Genomic DNA, 19127 nt, shown 5'->3' with positions numbered 1-19127 from the left:
TGAACGTGGTCACTTTCTATTTAATATTAAAGCACACTCTATGTTCACCTTGTGAACTTTTGCATAACTATTATATCACATAAATAGGCTTTTCAAAAAAAGATAGTGATTCATTCACAAAGTGACTATTTATTTAATAATTCAAAATCTAAGCCAGGGTTAGTATTAAGATCTAATCCAGCAAAAATATGTTGTTTAAAGTTCCAATAACCAGCAGCACCTATCATCGCCGCATTATCGCCTGTGTATTCTCGTGGCACTGGAATAAAGGTTGTCTTGGGGAATTGTGATAATAATATGTCTAACTCATCACGTAGCTGCGTATTGGCCGCTACACCGCCAGCCAAAACAAAACTTTTAACGTCATAATCCTTCAAGGCTTTTCTGGTACGACCAATCAATGCATCAACGACAGCATTTTGAAAACTTGTCGCCAAATTGTTATGATCGATTGTTTCACCCTTTTGTTCAGCATGATGAACATAGTTAATAACTGCACTTTTTAAGCCGGAAAAACTAAAATCATAGTTATCTTCATGTGCCATAGCAGTTGGAAATTTAATGGTTGCTTGTCCCCTATGCGCCATTTCGTCAATTGTTTTACCTGCTGGATAAGGGAGTTTGAGTAATCGACCAACTTTATCAAAACTTTCACCTGCCGCATCATCACGAGTCTCACCTAAGACAGCGAAATTATTTTCTGATGTCATCAATACAAGCTCAGTATGGCCACCGGAAACCATCAATGCTAACGCTGGATAAATAATTGGGACATTGAAATTAGCAGCGGCAATATGACCCGCCAAGTGATTAACCGGTATGATTGGCAAATCATGTGCCAGAGCGAAAGTTTTGGCTCCCATCAGCCCAACTAGTAATGAGCCAACCAATCCTGGGCCATAAGTCACAGCTACACCATCTAAATCTTCAGGCCTAACTTGTGCTGCATCTAGTGCATCATCTAAGACACGCGTAATCCATTCAATATGATGGCGACTAGCAACTTCTGGCACAATCCCGCCGAAGCGTTGATGGGAATTAATTTGTGTGGCTACCGCATTACTAAGTACAATATGACCATCTTCAACAATCGCTACACTAGTTTCGTCAGCACTTGATTCAAAAGCTATAATTTTTGTCACGGTTAGATGTTCCTTTCCATCATGATTGCTGCATGGCCGTTTTTATAATATTTTTCACGGCGAAAATAAGCCTGAAAACCATTTTTTTCGTATAATTGAATGGCTGAAATATTGGTTTCATCAACTTCTAATAGAAATCGTTTGACTTTTGGCTGCTTAAGGATTTGATTTAACAACTGCTGTGCTATACCTCGCCGTTGATAATCAGGATGAACGGCCAAACTGCCAATTTCGATTTCATCAATTATCTGCGTCACACCAATAAATCCAGCATTTGCAATAAAATACCTGCTTCGCGGGCTAGATAATTCATGCTCAAAAACAGCCATCGGCCAAGGCGACGGCACAAATGCTGCTTCGGCAATATTAAAAATCAACCGTGCATCTTCAGTTTTGGCTTGTCTTATTATCAATCTCTCTTACCATCGAAATCGCATCTTCATGATCACCTAAATAGTAGCCTTTTTTAATCCCAACATTTTTAAATCCTAGTCGTTGATATAGGGCTATTGCTCTAACATTTGATGATCTAGCCTCCAAGGATACTGTGTGTATACCAATATTTTTAGAGAAGTTAGCGATATCTTCAATCAGCAAGCGTCCTAACCCATTACCTTGCCAGACCGGTACGACGGCAATATTTGTAATATGCATGTCATATATTTCACGTTGATAAGCCGCACCAGCAAAACCGATGACCTGGTTATGACGCTCAATAACTAAATACAGTCGGATATGTGGTCGTGATAGTTCACTTAAAAAATCTCTCAATAACCAAGGCGCCTGACCAGCATAAACAGCTTCTTCAATGTTCACTAGCGTATCAATATCTTCAACAGTTGCACGCCGTATCAAAAAACTATAACCCTGACTGTCAATAGCACGCTTTTGATATTGTGGGATTGTTAAAGGTAATTTACCTTGACGATTAAACTTCAAAAACATAATTTTCAGGCTTATCCTCATTTGGGTGGGCAGCTAACCAATTTAATTCTGCTTGCGTGCGACGCAGATAATTTGGATTAAAATCCGCTACCCTCTTAGCTGGTAATGTCCTGTTTCCAAGCGACACAATACCCTGCCCATCTGGCAAACTCTCATCAGGTGACAAAATTTGCGCTCGAGAATCAAAGTGTTCAACAATTGCTGTGCCAAACACATCAGTATCACCAATAAAAAGCAATGGTTCTGGTCGAGACGCCAACCAATCAAATAAACTTTTTACTGGCCGGTGCGCATCCGGCAATACATTATTTCCCATCGCGTACACCCCAGTAAACACGTTGTCATTACGTGCGTTGAATAATGGGATGGTTAGCCCATCAAATGTTTGTTGTTCAGCCAAAATAGCTAAGCTAGATACCCCAATTAACTCACACTTAATTGTATCGGCTAATACTTTAGCGACAGTCACGCCAATACGTAATCCTGTAAAAGAACCAGGCCCTTGTGCAACAATGATTCGATCAATTGTCGATAATGTCCAACCCTGTTCTGCAATTGTTTGCTGAATCGCTGGTAGTAGCTGAATAGAATGGTTACGTGCTTCGTTGGTTGAAAAAACACGAATAACCTGATTATCTTCCGCCAAACTCACGGTTAGTGGTTGGTTACTTGTATCAAATGCTAAAATCTTCATAATCTATATTCTACCACAAAAAAACCGCCAAACGACGGTCTTGAACTGTTATACTGATTTCAAACAAATACAATCACCATTTATTTAATTGGCGACTGGTATGGCATGATAGGTGTGGTTATACCGACATTACTTGCATAAGTATAAGGTAATTGGTCTAACTTCGCAAGATTTTCTGTACGTCCAGTGACGATAACCCCAGCAAACTCAGCCGTTTTAAGCGATGGTGCAAGTTGCTTTTCCGCATCTTTAGCAATATCAATATGATCAACATTTTTTCTGTTAATTTGACTTTTTAAAGCCTTCTTCAGACCTTGATAATCATTATATTTCGTTTTATCAGGTAGCCCAGCAAATTGATCGTTCAATTTCCCGCTGCCGTCATCTTTTGCATTCAAACCAACATAACAACCAACATGACTTGACGTATCAAGTGCAGCAGAATGGAAACCAAGCCAATAATAGTTAATCATAATATTGTGTGGCATCATCTTTAAAATATCTTCGTATCTGTATCGCTTATCAAACGTGATAGCCACTTCGCCTAGTGTGTTGGGTAATGCTTGTAGGGTTTTCGCTTCATGTGTCGGTGTAATCGGTGACATCAACTTGTCTTTGTTCTTTTGGCTACCATACCAATTTGGGTAGGCCCGATTGAAAAATATCGGTTCTTTTTGCCCTGTTTTAGGGTTTGCTGCCATAATGTTAATGTTTTTAATGGTATCGTTCTTATAGATATTAGAGGATGTTTCACTGCTACTCTCTGGTCCACTCAGATTGAGTATCACTTTTTTTTCAGGATAAGCAACGCGATAACCATCAATATTCTTTTGACGATCACTAGATAATGTTGCACGCGTCATTGCCGTAAGCCTATAACGTTGCGATGTTGACCTAATATTTGGTGAATAAATAAGATCAGCAATATTAAATTGATTAATCTGCTTTTCAGCTTGAACGTCCATCTGTTTTCCTAAAATAATGGTTGTTGCCATAACCGCAACAAAACCAATAGTTACTGTAACGATGCTTGAAATAACTGCTGTTATGAGTAGTTTTTTACGCTTTTCTTTTTTTATTATTCGCTCAAAATTTTGGTTATCGTTCATTTTGTGCCCTTTCTATTGTCTGCCTCAGTTGCTGTCTTGTGCGATATAAATCAACTTTTATTTTTGAATCACTCGCATTATATATTGTGGCAATATCACGAATACTGTGGCGACTGTCATAATAAAGTAATATCAACGATTTTTGATAGTCATCTAACTTGTCTAGTGCCTGTTGCAAAAGCTCATTTTTAGTCATGCTTGGCGCAATTTCAGAATATTGTGCATACTGTGCTAGTAAAATATCGCGATACTTTTTTTGCCGACGATATAAATCGTAAAAACGTGATAAAGCAACACGATATAGCCACGGTCTTAATTTCTCAGGCGGTAACATGATGTCGGCTTGAATCAACCTGACAAAGACATCTTGTATAATGTCTTCTGCATCTTGTCTTTGAATCCGATGATTAATCAAAAAACCGGTGAGCTCATGTGCTATGTCAAGTAAAAGCTGTTCATAGTAATCTATTTTCATCTCCCCCGCCTTTCTATAGATATAACGAATCAAAAACAAAATGGTTACACAAAAAAACAAGTATTCCTCAATATGAGTCATACTTGCATTTAAAAAAAATTTAACTATTTATTTTGTTGCTGCTTCAACTAATGCAATTACTTCATCATTCGTTTCAGCATCCAAAGCCTTTTCAGCCAATAATTTCATGTCAGCTGTATTTAACTTTTTCATTAATGAACGTGTCTGCAAAACAGAAGGGGCACTCATTGAGAATTCATCCAAGCCCATGCCCATCAAAACTGGGACGGCAACTGGATCACCAGCCATTTCGCCACACATAGCGACGAACTTGCCTTCTTTATGAGCTGCCTCAATCACGTTATTGATTAGGCGCAAAATTGAAGGGTTGTAGGGTTGGTACAAATAAGCAACCTTATCATTACCACGATCTGCAGCCATTGTGTAACCGATCAAATCGTTTGTGCCAATTGAGAAGAAATCAAGTTCTTTAGCAAACTTGTCAGCCAAAACAGCAGCAGCTGGTATTTCAATCATAATACCCAACTTGACTTCGCCCATTGCAACGCCGTCATTTTCCAACTTAGCACGTTCTTCTAAGTAAAGTTTCTTAGCAGCACGGAATTCAGCCAATGTGGCAATCATCGGGAACATAATCCACAAATTACCATAGGCAGATGCTCGCAATAACGCGCGTAGTTGTGTACGGAAAATTTCAGTCTGGTCCAAAGAAATACGGATAGCACGGTAACCCAAGAATGGGTTCTCTTCATCAGGTAGCTTCCAGTAACTTAAGTGCTTGTCGCCACCAATATCCATCGTTCTCACTGTCACAGGCTTACCGGCCATTTTTTCGACAACAGCCTTATAAGCTTCAAATTGTTCGTCTTCGGTTGGTAAGTGATCTGATTCCATATATAGGAACTCAGTACGATACAAACCAACGCCTTCTGAACCATTTTCCAAAACAGCAGCCATATCTTTTGGTGAACCAATATTGGCCCCAACTACGAAAGTCTTGCCATCCGCACTCACCGACTGTTGATCTTTTAACAAAGCCCATTCAGCACGTTGTGCTGAATAGTCTGCTGCCTTTTGTTGGTAAGTTGCCAAAGTATCAGCATCTGGATCAACGATAACATCACCAGTTAAGCCGTCGACGATTACTGTGACGCCATCTGTTACTTCTTGCGTTGCAACATCTGACCCAACAACAGCAGGAATTTCGAGCGTACGTGCCATGATAGAAGCATGCGCAGTACGACCACCTAGATCCGTTAAAATACCCTTAACAAATTGTCGATCAAGTTGTGCTGTATCAGATGGTGTCAGGTCTTTAGAAACCAAAACAACTTCTTCATCAATCAACGCTGGATTTGGTAATGTTACTTGCAACAAATGTGACAGAATTCGTTTCGTGACGTCACGAATATCTGCCGCACGTTCTTGCATATAAGCATTGTCAGTCATTGCTTCAAACATGCTAATATACATGTCTGTTACTTCTTTAACTGCTTCTTCAGCATTGACCTTATCGTCAGCAATCTTTTGCTTAAACGCACCTGACATTTCAGGGTCAGACAAAACCATCAAATGTGCTTCAAAAACTTGTGCTTCATCAGCACCTAAGTTTTTTTCAGCTTTACGCTTAATAATTTCAACATCAGCACTGGCAGCCTTCAAAGCATCGTCGACACGAGCCTGTTCAGCTGTCACATCAGTAATTGTTGTCTTTGTAAAAGACAAATCTGGATCAACTAACAAATAGGCCTTAGCAATTGCTACGCCATTACTTGCCGCGATTCCTTTGAAGTTCTTAGCCATTGTTATTCTGCAAGTCCTTCTGTTCCCATTGCTTCAACGATAGCAGCCATTGCAGCTTCTTCATCATCGCCTTCAGTTTTGATAGTAACATCGGCACCTTGACCAACACCAAGTGACATCACACCCATGATTGACTTCAAGTTAACATCCTTACCTTGATATGACAATGTAACATCTGAAGTGAACTTTGAGGCAGCTTGTACCAACAAAGTTGCTGGACGTGCATGAATTCCTGTTTCTGCTATGATATGAAAGTCTTTTGATTGTGCCATGATTAATTTCTCCTTTTTAGCTGTGAATCAGCTTCTGCTATTAGTGTATCAAAGCGCTTACAAAATATCAAGTAAAATGTTGGCTTAATCCCTGATATATCAGGGAATTAAGCTGAAAATGCCTATCTGGCGGGCTTTTAAATGTAAACGTTTACACAAACAGAACATCCTTTTTCTGTAAATAAAAAAAACAGCACGAAGCCGTTTTTGATTAGCCTTGATATTCTTGGTTTCCCGAGGCTTTCCCTAAGCGATTATTGAAAGCTTTGCCCAGACCAATTGGTGGCATCTTTTCAACATAGATAGTCTTGACATGTGCCACATCATCATAATATCTTAAACCAGCAAAAAGTTGTTCTGTTGCATTTTCTAACGTCGTGCCTAATGACCAAGTTTGTGCTAATGGTAGTGCCATGCGTTGCAACGTTTCTTCTTGCGCCATCACAACGTCAGTCGGTGCTAAACTTACTTTCAAAGCCAGCGCGTCTAATCTATCAAACATAACCACTTGCTTATCAGGCGCATAATGCCTATATTTCATACCTGGCGCTTTTGGTGTGACATCATCAGCAACTGACATCGTACTTGTCGCATCAAGCACATGAATACCTAAGACATCTTCTAGTTGCTGCTGTGTGACAGCACCAGGTCTTAGAATAGTCGGCACATCTGCCGCCATATCAACCACTGTTGACTCAACGCCAACTTGTGTTGGCCCATCATCAACAATGGCCGCAATTTTACCTTGCATATCGTGCCAAACATGCTGTGCTGTTGTTGGCGAAGGTTTGCCTGATGTATTCGCACTTGGGCCGACAATTGGTACGCCTGCTTCGCGAATAATCGCACGTGTCGTTTCATTATCTGGCAAACGAAAGGCAGCAGTGTCTAACCCACCAGTCACCATCATAGATACTTGTCCTGGTTTAATGGGTAGAATAATGGTTAGGGAACCTGGCCAAAAGGCATCTATTAATGCTTTCGCTGCTTCAGATACGCTCACAAAATTTGTTAACTGCTCAGCATCTGCCACAGTCATAATCAACGGATTATCGGCCGGCCGCCCTTTAGCCACAAATACTTTTTGGACTGCTTCTTCATGTGTTGCGTCAGCACCTAAACCATACACTGTTTCTGTTGGAAATGCGACAACTTCACCAGCTTTGAGTAAGACGCCAGCGCGCTGAATATCTTGATTTGTTAAACGTTCTGTATTCATCATTTATTATCTAGTTAGTCATGCCTAACTTGTTATCCTTTCACTACACGGACCATACGATCTAGCCCAGCAAAATCTTGTTTCAATGTGACTGTGGCTTTGGGTAAAGCCTTCTGCATGATGTCAACAACTTGCTGCCCTTGCTTATACCCTATTTCAAAATAAGCACGACCTTGAGGTGTTAAGTGCGCGGCCAGCCCTTCAGCAATTTTTTGATAAATAGCTAATCCCTGATTATCAGCAAATAATGCGTCATGCGGCTCATAAGTCAACACACTAGCATCCATTTCATCTTCGTCTGAACTAGCAATATAAGGTGGATTGCTTACGATTAAATCAAATCTAAGGTCTGCCAAGCCTGAAAAGACATCACTTTCTACAAAACGAAGTTGTTTAATGTTTAATTGCTGCGCATTTAACGCCGCAACAGTTAACGCATCGCTTGATATATCTGCTGCAAATCCTCGAACACGTGGATTCTCTAACATGAGCGTTTCAATAATAGCACCAGAACCTGTCCCAATATCTAGCACAGATACCGATTCGCCGGTTGTGCCACTAGCATCTGCAAGTATCCATGCAACTAATTGTTCAGTCTCAGGACGTGGAATCAAGACACGCTCATCAACGATAAACTCACGACCATAAAAAGGCGCATGACCTAAGATATATTGTGGTGGTTGTTGTTGTATAAGCATCGCAATCCACTTTGGCCAAACAGCCGCCAACTTTGCTGGCATGGTACGTGTAATATTAGCGCGTAAATAAGCATAGTTAATATTTAGCGCGCCACTCAACAAAAAATCAACATTGTCGGTTGCATCATCTTTGGGCATGCCAGCATCTAATAACTCATTAATGGCCCATTTTCTAGCCTCTAATAAAGACATTTTGACATGATCAAGTTGTGTCGGCTTCTTAATATCGTCCCAGTCATACCACTTAGGTGTCGTTAGTCGGTCTGATTTTAGCTTCTTTTGTGCCACCAAAGATTTAAATTGTTTTGGTGTTTCAAAGTGTTTTTCTGTCATTTTATGCGTTATTCAATTCGGCCAATTTGGCTGTCTGATCGGCAATAACTAGCGCGTCAATCACCTCACCTAACTCACCATTCATGACACGGTCTAACTTATTGAGTGTTAACCCAATACGATGATCTGTCACGCGATTTTGCGGATAATTATATGTTCTAATACGCTCAGAACGGTCACCTGTCCCGACAGCTGATTTACGTTTCTCAGCATATTCGGCTTCGTTTTGTTGGGCATAAAAATCATACACGCGACTTGCTAACAATTTACGCGCCTTGTCACGATTTTTAATCTGTGTCCGTTCCTCTTGCATTTTGATCATAATACCGGTTGGCTTATGCACTAGACGCACAGCTGTCGAGACTTTATTGACGTTTTGCCCACCAGCACCACCTGATCGAAAGAATTCCTCTTCCAAGTCAGACTCTGCTAATTCAAAATCGATTTCTTGAAATTCAGGCATCACACCAACAGTTGCCGTTGATGTGTGCACACGTCCCTGCGTTTCTGTGGCTGGTACGCGTTGCACACGATGCGCGCCTGACTCAAATTTCAATTTTGAGTAAACGTTGTCTCCTGTAATCATCACCGCAACTTCTTTATATCCACCAACCTCTGTCAGCGTTTCATCAATAATACTTAACGTCCAACGTTGCTTTTCTGCGTAACGGCGATACATATCAAGCAAATCAGCAGCAAATAAGGATGATTCATCCCCGCCTGCGGCACCGCGAATCTCCATAATGATGTTCTTGTCATCGTTAGGATCTTTGGGTAGCATCAAGATTTTTAATTGTGACTCTAATGCTTCTTTTTCCGGCTTTAATGTATTTAAATCTTCTTTAGCTAAAGGTGCCATTTCGGCATCATCTAGTAAGTCCTCAGCATCAGCAATATCTTGCATCACCTGTTGGTAGTGCAAGTATGTTTCCACTGTTTCACGCATTTCACCGGCTTCTTTTGATAAAGCCATATATTTTTGACCATCTCCGGCTATTTCCGGGTCAGCTAACTGTTCATTCAGTTCATCATAACGGTCAACTACTGTTTGTAGCGATTGGAATATTGGGTCCATTTTATTTCTCCATGACACATGTGCTAGCAGCATGTCTTATTTTATATGTACGCGTCACCATAAGGTGAGTGTTAATTTGCAGGAAACATCTCTGTGATTTTGTCTAAATCAGGATGATACCAATGGTGTCGGCATGTTGGAATATAAGCTTCATCACCGCCAATAAATACTTGTGCGCCCTTTCGCTGTGGTTGGCCGTTCACAATACGTAATTGTGTGGTGGCTTTCTTACCACAAAACGAACAAATTGTTTTCATTTCTTCTAGCTTGTCAGCCATTTCTATCAAACGTTTGGAACCTTCGAACAGTTGATTAAAAGCATCTTGCTTAAGGCCAAAAGTCATCACTGGCATATTCAAATGATCAACAGCATAGGCCAGCTGATCCACCTGTTTTGTCGTCAAAAATTGTGCCTCATCAACTAACGCCACAGCCAGATTATCGTTATTTTTCATTTGCTTGATTAACTCATACAAATCGTCTTCGGGTTTGACGGCGACGGCTTCACGCGATAAACCAATACGACTCGCTACGATGCCAACACCAGCTCGTGTATCAATATTAGGGGTCATCAGCAGAACCTTACGTCCTTGCGATTCATAATTATGCGCGACTTTCAGGATTTCAATTGACTTGCCTGAACTCATTGCGCCATATTCAAAGAATAATTGTGCCATAATTTATATGTGCTGGCGAATTCATTCGTCAACACACCCTTTCCCAATTCTTCATCGTTGACAAAGAATTGTCACTCCTTAACATTATATCAAAATTCAAGCAAAATGATTAACTACTTAGACGAGTCGTCTAATGAAACAACTTGACTAAGCATGTGACAAATATGAACTAAAACTGCCAAAACAAGCCTTCCCGTGGTAAAATTATAAACATGAAAGTGGGGATATTTATGACACTTAAAAGTACACTTGCACGTACAACAGCCAAAAGCGCTCATTGGTTGCTACATGACGTGCTCCATCGTGGTGGCACTAGCTTACCAGGTAAATTAGCTGTATCTATTGATCCTGATGTTTTAAAGTCTATTCAGCAAGATTTTGATTTAGTTATTGTTACCGGTACAAATGGTAAAACGTTAACCACTGCCTTAATCACACGTGTTTTACAAGCTGGCGGTTATGAAGTCATTACCAACCATTCTGGCTCGAATATGATTCAAGGTATCACTGGTACGCTAGTTACTAGTAAAATTAAGCCATCAGCGAATGGCAAGAAGCCCGTTGCTGTATTAGAAGTAGATGAAGCTAACGTCGAAAAAATTGCTTCTGCAATTAAGCCTAAGATGTTTGTTTTGACAAATATTTTTCGAGATCAACTTGACCGCTATGGTGAAATTTACACCACTTACGATAAAATTATCGCGGGTATCAAGCATGCCCCCGAAGCGGTCGTCTTAGCTAATGGCGATTCACCAATTTTCACACGCGGCGATTTCCCGAATGAACGACGTTATTTTGGATTTAATCATGTACAGCCTGCAGAATATCAGCCAGGTGCAGCACCAATTAATACAGACGGTATTTTATCACCAACAGACCACAGTGTATTGCACTATGATTTCATTACTTATGCTAATCTTGGTAAATATTTTAGCACCACTGATCAATTTGCTAGGCCCAACTTACGCTATCAAGTCACACATGTCGATGAGCTCACACCAAAATACTCTACTTTTTCAATTGATAATACACCACTGCGCATTGAGATTGGTGGTTTGTACAACATTTATAACGCCCTCACCGCCTTTGCTGTCGGACGCGAATTTAATGTTTCAGCCGATCAGATAAAAACAGCTTTTGAGTCAAATGCACAAATATTTGGTCGCCAAGAAGCCATTCATGTTGATGGTAAGGATGTCACCATTGTCCTCATTAAAAACCCAGTCGGTACCAATTCGGTTATTGATATGATGCTTACCGAACAGGATGATTTTTCTATGCTCGCATTACTCAATGCCAATTATGCCGATGGTATTGACACAAGTTGGATTTGGGATGCTGAGTTTGAAAAACTGCATGATACCAACATTCAAGCTGTTGCCACCGGTGGTCAGCGTTATAAAGATATTCACGTTCGTTTGAAAATGGCCGGCTTTGAAGATCAGGCTATTTATCAAGATCTTACACGTATCGTTGAAGCAATCAAAGCCATGCCAACAGATAAGGTATACATTGTCGCAACTTACACGGCAATGCTACAATTACGTGAACAATTAGGCTCGGCTGGCTACATTAAAGGAGGCTTTTAATGGCGACATATGACATTTCGGTCGCACATCTTTATGGTGACCTCATGAATACCTATGGCGATTATGGTAATATTATTGCCCTAAAATATTATGCTACCAAAATAGGTGTAACGATGAATTACCATCTGGTTTCTTTAGGGGATCGTTTTGATAGTTCAGCGTTTGATTTTGTTCTCTTTGGTGGTGGACAAGACTATGAAGAGACTATCGTCGCCGAAGACCTCAAGCAAAAAGCAACAGATTTAAAACAATATATCGAACATGATGGCCCGCTCTTAGCTGTTTGTGGTGGTTTTCAACTTTTAGGACATTACATGGTTATGGCCGATGGCAAAAAAGTTGACGGTATTGGCGTGATGGATCATTTTACAACAAATATGTATGATAAAAGCTTAACCGTTTTGTCGGGTAAACGTTTAACTGGCAATATTGTCATCAAAAACAACGACAATGGTGAAGAATATCACGGCTTTGAAAATCACCAAGGACGGACTTTCCTTGGCCAAGGCGAACGTGCACTTGGTACCGTTATTTCCGGCAACGGTAACAACGGCATGGATCATTCTGAAGGTGTCATTTATAAAAATGTCTATGGTTCTTATTTCCACGGACCTATTTTTACACGAAATGGTAATCTAGCAAAGAGAGTGCTTGCTACCACACTACAACGTAAATATCCAGACATCGATTGGCAAAGTAAACTTAACACTGTGCCAACCGAATCGTTCTAAAAAAGCAGTCAAACGCCTGACTGCTTTTTTTGTCCCTTATTTTTTTGGTATTCGTTTATTGTCTAGTGCCTGCTTCTCTTGTTGTGCACTTTTAACTTTTTTAACTTCGCGGTGGTACCATCTCATAATAAGAATCAGGCCAACTGTTGAAATTGTCATAGCGATCACAACCCAAATAAAAAACAAAATTAATTTTGTATCAAATGACATAGATTTTAGCCTCTAACGTCGAATAATGGCGTCGCCCTTTCTTTTAAGTAAAATTACGGTTAGCTATTGCGCTTGTTTGTGTGATGTACACAATTTATTCTGATAAGTGATAATAATACGTTGACACAGATATATCATTACGTGAAGCAAATGCTGTACGTAACCTTAACGAATTTTGGTTGTGTAGGATATTCTGCCACGGCTTTTTCGGTACGAATTGTGGCAACAAAACAGTCACAGAATGGTTACGCTTTTCAGCCTGTTTCACAACGGCATCTACGAAACTTAATGCCGGTTTCACAATTGACCGATAAGATGAATGGATATCAACATAACGCACATCTGGAAAGTCTTCTTTGAAGCCATTGGATGTTTCTAATTCTTTTTTAGGATTAACATCAAAACTCACGTGCATCGCAACAACATAATCGCCAATTGATAATGCATAATCAATGGCCTCTGTTGTCACCTTAGTGATATTTGATACTAATACAATCACCGTGGCACCATCATAGTGATGTCGAACCGCACGATCATTTTTAACATATTCTAAACGCAACTGACGTGCAATGCTAACATAATGATGCTTAACCTTTAAGAACATAAACATCACAATTGGCATAATCAACAAATATGGCCAAACGTGCTCGATACGTGTCGCAAATAGCGTGATAACTAGAATTACCGATATCGCGGCGCCAATAAAATTAATCAGGGCTTTAAACCACCAATAACCTGGTTTTTTACGCCACCAATGGATAATCATACCTGATTGCGATAGTGTAAATGGTACGAAAACGCCGACAGCATATAGAGGAATCAGAGCATCTGTTGAACCATGGAAAATCAATAACAGAATAATCGCACCAAATGCCAGTGATAAAATACCATTTGAATAACCCAATCGATCACCTTTATCCATATAAAGATGTGGCAAGTACTTATCCCGAGCGAGATTAAGTGCCAACATTGGGAATGCAGAAAAACCGGTATTAGCCGCTACTGCCAAAATCAAAGCCGTCGCAAGCTGAATGACATAAAAACCAACACCATGTCCGCCAAATGTTGTTGCCGCAATTTGAGACAATACGGTCGAATGGGCATTTGGCTTAACCCCGTACCAATAACTTAGAAAAGTAATACCACCAAAAAATAAGGCCAAAATTAAGGCCATCATACTCAGTGTCGTTGCTGCATGCTTCTCTTTTGGTACTTTAAAGTTTGGTACAGCATTGGAAATTGCTTCAACACCTGTCAATGATGAGGAACCACTAGAAAAGGCTCGCATAAACAACACAAATGACAAGCCGGAAAAACTCGTGCCAACACGTGCAGCAGCATGGTAAGGCAATTGCCCAGTTGCTGCTTGATAAACACCCCATAGTATCATTACGCCTAAAGCCATGATGAAGAAATAAACGGGGAACATCAAAAAATTAGCACTTTCACGTAATCCGCGTAAATTCATCCCTGTCAATAACACCACAATAATAATCGATAGTGGCACAACATAAGGTTGGAACATCGGGATAGCTGCCGTGATTGCATCAGATGCAGCGGAGGCAGATACTGCCACCGTCAACATATAATCCACAAGTAAGGAGCCACCAGCGACCAAGCCGGCCTTAGCGCCCCAATTTTCACTCGCTACCGCATACGCACCGCCACCTGAAGGGTAAGCATGAATAATTTGTCGGTAACTCAAAACAATTGCTGCCAATAGTATCAGAACCAATAAAGCGATTGGTAGCTGGAGCCATAACGCAACCGCGCCTGCAGCCAGCAAAGTTGTTGTAATCGATTCTGTACCATAAGCAACAGATGATAACGCATCTGATGACAATAGTGCAAGCGCTTTTTTCTTAGAAAGTGATTGTCCGCCCTCATCTAGTGTTTTTAGTGGCTTACCAATCAAAATCTTTTTTATATATTGAAACATTTTCTTCTCCAGGATGACGGTGTTTTATTTCCCACCTGCGCACCCAAAAACTTTTTTATTCATCACTCATCACATTGTACGCTATTTTAACAATGAAAAAAAGCCGTCCTATATGACGACTTTATGACAAACAAGTAGTTAAACCCTACTAATAAACGCATCAAAAACAAGTTGTGCATTTTTATCCGCCATCAGCAGCATTTCCGGATGCCATTGAACACCGTAAATACGCCGTTTTTCATCTGAAAAGGCTTCGATGACGCCATCAGTGCTAGTAGCATCTAACTGCAAACCTGTCGCCAATGTTTTGACTGCTTGATGATGAAAAGAGTTGACTAACGCCGTCTTTGACATATGTGCTGTTAGCCAGTTACTACTTTGCCAAGCCAAGTGATGTGTTGGTGTCGACCATTTTGTTGGATACTGGTCATGTTTGACCGCTAATGCCGGTACTTGTGTTGTTAAATCTTGGTATAGTGTACCACCCAAGGCAACATTAATTATCTGTGCGCCACGGCAGATACCAAAAATAGGCTTATCTGCGGCAATTGCGGCTTGAATTAACGCTATTTCAAAAGCATCACGTTGCGGATCTATTTCACCGATTTGTGGTATAGGTTCTTCACCATAGTCATCTGGTGAGACATCTTGGCCACCAGGTAATAGTAACGCATCGATTGTTGCGATGTAATCTGAGGCTAATTCGGGGGCGCCAATTGGCAAAATAATCGGAAGTGCCCCACCATTAGTGATACCTGCCGCATAATTTTTCTGAATATAATTCACATAATTCGTGCCAAACCTCGGATTAGCATGCATCAAGTGATTACCAGCAATGCCTATTTTCTTCATGATTGTTCTGTCCTTCTTTCGCGCTACTTAGCATATTTATAATTTTGATAACCAATTACTGGATAAGTTAAGCCACGTACGTGTGATTGTAATAAATGAACATTGGCCATTTGGTAGAGTGGTGTGACACCATTTAAGTCATTATTTAATTTAGCTGCGTCTTTTTCTAATTTAAAGCGTGTTGTTGTTGCATCACCTTGCTGATTAATTTGTTGAATCAATTGGTCATAATCCGGATGCTGCCATTTTGTGAAATTAATTGCGCCATCTGAATAGGCCATGTCCAAGAAATCAATTGGATCGTTATAATCTGTCGACCAACTCAACGTACCTGCCTGAAAATTACGTGCATTAAATGCGGAAATTTCTGCATTTAACGGCATTCGGTTAATATTAATTGTAACATCAGGTAATACACTTTCAATTCTCTCTTTCAGGTAAACACTTAACGAACGATAAGCATCGGTATCTGCCAAGTTCAAATTGAGGCTAATTTTTTTGGTCCCTAATTCATCCTGTGCTTTTTTCAAATATGCTTGCGCTTTTGTTTTGTCAAAAGGTAACGATAAATCATGGTTAAAGTCTTGCCCATCTATTGTGATTTCACCACTAGGTACGATAGATTTTGCTGCTGTTGAACCATCTCCCAAGGCTTGTTGTGCCAAAACATCCCGATTAATTGCATAGCTCACTGCTCTTTTAAAATTGGTATTGCCGGCAATTTTGTCTTGCGCGTTCCAAACAATAAACACCATACGACCTTTTTGTTGTGATTTAATATCTTTGTTATGCTGCTTTTTTAAATCAGATAGGACACTTCCAGTAATTTCGGCTTCATCCACTTTACCGGCCAAATACTGTTTACTAGCTAACGTTGCATTCGTGACAACAGTTGTATTAATTGTTTGATAATGGACCTGTTGCTTGTTAGAATAATATGGGTTTTTAACAAATTGCCAAGTGGTAGCTGATTGATTCCAATTTTTAATTGCATAAGCCCCATTAGACACCGTCGTCTCGGCTGTTTGCCCATACCTTTTACCATATGCCTGCACCTTTGCCATATTAATTGGGTAAAGTTGGTTAGCTAAGATAAAATTAAAATACGGCACGGGATGTGATAGTTGAATTTTAACTGTTGCCTTATCCGGTGCACTAATACCAAGTTCATTGATATCTGCACCTTGCTTGCGGATACTGTCATAGTTAGCTAAATCTTTAAAATGATTCGCTCGTGTTGATTTTGAGGCGGGATTAACTTGTCTCTTAGCCGAATTGACAAAGTCATCAGCTGTAACAGGCGTGCCATCCGACCATTTTTGGTTAGCCTTTATTTTAATCGTATAAACCGTATTATTGACCGTTGGCTTAACGACTTTTTCCGCCATACCAGCGACCACCTGACCTTTATCATCCAATGTATATAAGCCTTCCAACGTTTGTGTTTCAGCCCAGTTAGAACCAATATCATCAGCAAAATTTGGGTCTAGTGTTGTAATTGGGTTTTGAACGGCAACTTGCAATTGGCTTTTTGGCTGTTCTTTTGGTTTTTGCTGTAAAAACAAATAACTACCTATTATTAGCACAACCACAATGGCAATACCCGTCAGTTTTTTTCGATTCATATTGTTATCCTATTCCCTAAATAATTTAACCTATCACACAATTTTTCTCAAAGTAAATAATTAAAGTATAGCGCGAGTGGCGATGTGATTCAATTCATATGATTTCAAACTGCTTTGGTTCTCCATATGATTATCCTTTATGTATGGCGATAACTCGCCTGATTATTTATTGCCATACTTCATCAATAATCGATTTCACATATACCAATTTTGCCCATTGTTGTGCTTCCGTAATCACATTGCCTTCTTCGGTTGAAGCAAAACCACATTGCGTTGATAACCAAAGTCGTGAGAGTGGCAGATACTTTGACGCATCATGAATACGGTCAATAATAGTTTGACGATCCTCTAATTCACCACTTTTAGTTGTTACCAAGCCCAAAACAACACACTTATTTCCTGACACTTTTGCTAATGGTTCAAAACTACCTGATCGCGCTGTATCATATTCCAAGAAATAATTAGCAACATTTTCTTGCGTAAATAATGGTTCAGCAACAGCATCGTACCCACCTGTTGCTGCCCAATCTGAATGGTAATTACCACGACAAATATGTGTGTTAATCACTAAATCATCTGGCAAACCAGCGATCGCCCCGTTGTTTAAGTCTAAATAAACTTGCTTAATCGTATGAGCATCAAAATCGTCGCCAGCCATCAAAGACCAGAATTTCGGATCCACCAACATGCCCCAAGTACAATCATCTAATTGTATGGTACGTGCCCCCGCCTCATATAATGCCAACATTTCTTCATGATAGACACGCTTAATATCATCATATAATGTCTCATAATTGTCGTAATACTTTACTATACGTGCTGCATTATCCCCACGCACAAGCTCAGCATAAAATTGCGCTGGTGCAGGTAGCGTGATTTTAGCAGCCACACCATGCTGGTCTGCCAATTTTTTTAAGAATACAAACTGTTGAATAAAAGGATGCACCTCAGCGTCAAAAGTTAAACGCCCCGTTAAACGTGCTGAGTCATCACGTGTTTCTTCATGGGCAAAACGATACCCTTCGCCAAACTTGAAACGTTCAACACCACCAAAACCCCAAAAATTATCAAGGTGCCAATACGAGCGCCGAAATTCCCCATCTGTAATTATGTCTAACCCAGCAGCCACTTGTTTTTCGACTAACTGTTTGATTTTTTCATCCGTTACCTTGTCTAATTCGGCTGCAGTAATTTTATGCGCTTCATAGTCTGCGCGCGCTTGTTTAAGTTGTTCTGGCCTCAAAAATGATCCCACATGTTGAAAGCCAATTTTATTTAAAGTCTTGTTTGTCATATACTTTACCTTTTTCAAATATTAATTTTTTCCGCTTAAATAGTGTTTTAACGCTTAGCAGTCAACCTGTGCGCCATCCCCACAAAGAAAGATAGCAGTGACAACTTGATTGGCATGTAAATAATAGATTATTTGCTTCTTCATCATCTACCACCCGTTTCATTTGACTAATAAAAAACCGCAGTCTAAATTATTAGACTGCGGGACGTGTGATCGTGTTACCACCCAGCGTTTATATACACAGGTATATCTCATTGTTAATCGGATCATTCCAATTAACCAAGCAATAACGCGCTCACCGACTAATGCTAACTGTTTATTCAGCTCACAATAGTAACCAATAATATACCGAGACCATATTCATAGTGCTACCCTGTTCAATTTCAGCCAACTTGAACTCTCTGTTTAGTGTATGACACAATTA

The 19127-nt window shown here is 40.1% G+C and carries 19 protein-coding genes; 2 read left to right on the top strand and 17 right to left on the bottom strand.

All coding sequences use genetic code 11. The features are described from left to right. Positions 1–125: 125 nt before the first annotated feature. From tsaD to FGL72_RS00490, 12 genes are all read right to left on the bottom strand, one after another. The gene (tsaD, locus tag FGL72_RS00545; RefSeq protein ID WP_085699580.1) at positions 126–1142 is read right to left on the bottom strand and encodes a tRNA (adenosine(37)-N6)-threonylcarbamoyltransferase complex transferase subunit TsaD; all 1017 of its coding nucleotides are present in this window, start codon (positions 1140–1142) and stop codon (positions 126–128) included. Positions 1143–1144: 2 nt separating this feature from the next. Further along, entirely contained in the window at positions 1145–1555 is a 411-nt protein-coding gene (rimI, locus tag FGL72_RS00540; protein WP_024047330.1) for a ribosomal protein S18-alanine N-acetyltransferase, read from the bottom strand. After that, entirely contained in the window at positions 1530–2087 is a 558-nt protein-coding gene (gene rimI, locus FGL72_RS00535) for a ribosomal protein S18-alanine N-acetyltransferase (RefSeq protein WP_004899074.1), read from the bottom strand. Before rimI (FGL72_RS00535) ends, rimI (FGL72_RS00540) begins: the two co-directional genes overlap by 26 nt. Continuing rightward, complete coding sequence (tsaB, locus tag FGL72_RS00530) at positions 2071–2781, bottom strand: tRNA (adenosine(37)-N6)-threonylcarbamoyltransferase complex dimerization subunit type 1 TsaB (protein ID WP_085699578.1); 711 nt, start codon at positions 2779–2781, stop codon at positions 2071–2073. Before tsaB ends, rimI (FGL72_RS00535) begins: the two co-directional genes overlap by 17 nt. Positions 2782–2861: 80 nt before the next feature. After that, positions 2862–3890, bottom strand: coding sequence for an anti sigma factor C-terminal domain-containing protein (locus FGL72_RS00525; protein ID WP_004899082.1), 1029 nt, complete (start codon positions 3888–3890; stop codon positions 2862–2864). Beyond that, on the bottom strand, positions 3880–4365 hold the full coding sequence (locus tag FGL72_RS00520; protein WP_004899084.1) for an RNA polymerase sigma factor: 486 nt from the start codon (positions 4363–4365) through the stop codon (positions 3880–3882). Before FGL72_RS00520 ends, FGL72_RS00525 begins: the two co-directional genes overlap by 11 nt. 108 nt (positions 4366–4473) lie before the next feature. Then, positions 4474–6189, bottom strand: coding sequence for a phosphoenolpyruvate--protein phosphotransferase (ptsP, locus tag FGL72_RS00515; protein ID WP_004899085.1), 1716 nt, complete (start codon positions 6187–6189; stop codon positions 4474–4476). 2 nt (positions 6190–6191) lie between these two features. Then, positions 6192–6461 (bottom strand): phosphocarrier protein HPr, encoded by a 270-nt coding sequence (locus tag FGL72_RS00510; RefSeq protein ID WP_004899089.1) that lies wholly within the window; start codon positions 6459–6461, stop codon positions 6192–6194. A gap of 211 nt (positions 6462–6672) precedes the next feature. Next, the gene (locus tag FGL72_RS00505) at positions 6673–7683 is read right to left on the bottom strand and encodes an L-threonylcarbamoyladenylate synthase (RefSeq protein WP_004906784.1); all 1011 of its coding nucleotides are present in this window, start codon (positions 7681–7683) and stop codon (positions 6673–6675) included. 29 nt (positions 7684–7712) lie between these two features. Beyond that, on the bottom strand, positions 7713–8711 hold the full coding sequence (prmC, locus tag FGL72_RS00500) for a peptide chain release factor N(5)-glutamine methyltransferase (RefSeq protein ID WP_004906788.1): 999 nt from the start codon (positions 8709–8711) through the stop codon (positions 7713–7715). 1 nt (position 8712) lies between these two features. Continuing rightward, the gene (gene prfA / locus FGL72_RS00495; protein WP_085699576.1) at positions 8713–9786 is read right to left on the bottom strand and encodes a peptide chain release factor 1; all 1074 of its coding nucleotides are present in this window, start codon (positions 9784–9786) and stop codon (positions 8713–8715) included. A gap of 71 nt (positions 9787–9857) precedes the next feature. Then, positions 9858–10463, bottom strand: a complete 606-nt coding sequence (locus FGL72_RS00490; protein WP_004899095.1) for a thymidine kinase — start codon at positions 10461–10463, stop codon at positions 9858–9860. Positions 10464–10693: 230 nt separating this feature from the next. Between FGL72_RS00490 and FGL72_RS00485 the strand changes: the two genes are divergently transcribed. Both FGL72_RS00485 and FGL72_RS00480 read left to right on the top strand, forming a co-directional pair. Then, positions 10694–12052 (top strand): Mur ligase family protein, encoded by a 1359-nt coding sequence (locus FGL72_RS00485; protein ID WP_004905517.1) that lies wholly within the window; start codon positions 10694–10696, stop codon positions 12050–12052. After that, the gene (locus FGL72_RS00480) at positions 12052–12783 is read left to right on the top strand and encodes a type 1 glutamine amidotransferase (RefSeq protein WP_085699574.1); all 732 of its coding nucleotides are present in this window, start codon (positions 12052–12054) and stop codon (positions 12781–12783) included. The genes FGL72_RS00485 and FGL72_RS00480 overlap by 1 nt, the downstream gene beginning before the upstream one ends. Positions 12784–12819: 36 nt before the next feature. On the opposite strand, the gene FGL72_RS09690 is transcribed toward FGL72_RS00480, so the two are convergent. The 5 genes from FGL72_RS09690 to FGL72_RS00460 form a co-directional block, all read right to left on the bottom strand. Next, positions 12820–12993, bottom strand: a complete 174-nt coding sequence (locus tag FGL72_RS09690) for a hypothetical protein (protein WP_004899099.1) — start codon at positions 12991–12993, stop codon at positions 12820–12822. A gap of 94 nt (positions 12994–13087) precedes the next feature. Then, a complete protein-coding gene (locus FGL72_RS00475) occupies positions 13088–14932 on the bottom strand; it encodes an APC family permease (RefSeq protein WP_085699572.1) in 1845 nt (614 codons plus the stop codon). 138 nt (positions 14933–15070) lie between these two features. Further along, positions 15071–15784, bottom strand: a complete 714-nt coding sequence (locus tag FGL72_RS00470; RefSeq protein WP_040177411.1) for a gamma-glutamyl-gamma-aminobutyrate hydrolase family protein — start codon at positions 15782–15784, stop codon at positions 15071–15073. A 23-nt stretch (positions 15785–15807) separates the two neighbouring features. Further along, entirely contained in the window at positions 15808–17409 is a 1602-nt protein-coding gene (locus FGL72_RS00465; protein WP_085699571.1) for a peptide ABC transporter substrate-binding protein, read from the bottom strand. 166 nt (positions 17410–17575) lie between these two features. Continuing rightward, positions 17576–18703, bottom strand: coding sequence for a 5-methyltetrahydropteroyltriglutamate--homocysteine S-methyltransferase (locus tag FGL72_RS00460; RefSeq protein ID WP_085699569.1), 1128 nt, complete (start codon positions 18701–18703; stop codon positions 17576–17578). Positions 18704–19127: the final 424 nt, after the last annotated feature.

Origin of the sequence: Leuconostoc citreum, assembly GCF_007954785.1 — a bacterium.
Taxonomy (GTDB): Bacteria; Bacillota; Bacilli; order Lactobacillales; family Lactobacillaceae; genus Leuconostoc; species Leuconostoc citreum.
The sequence above is the reverse complement of the archived record's forward strand: the minus strand, read 5'-3'. Positions and strand labels throughout refer to the sequence as shown.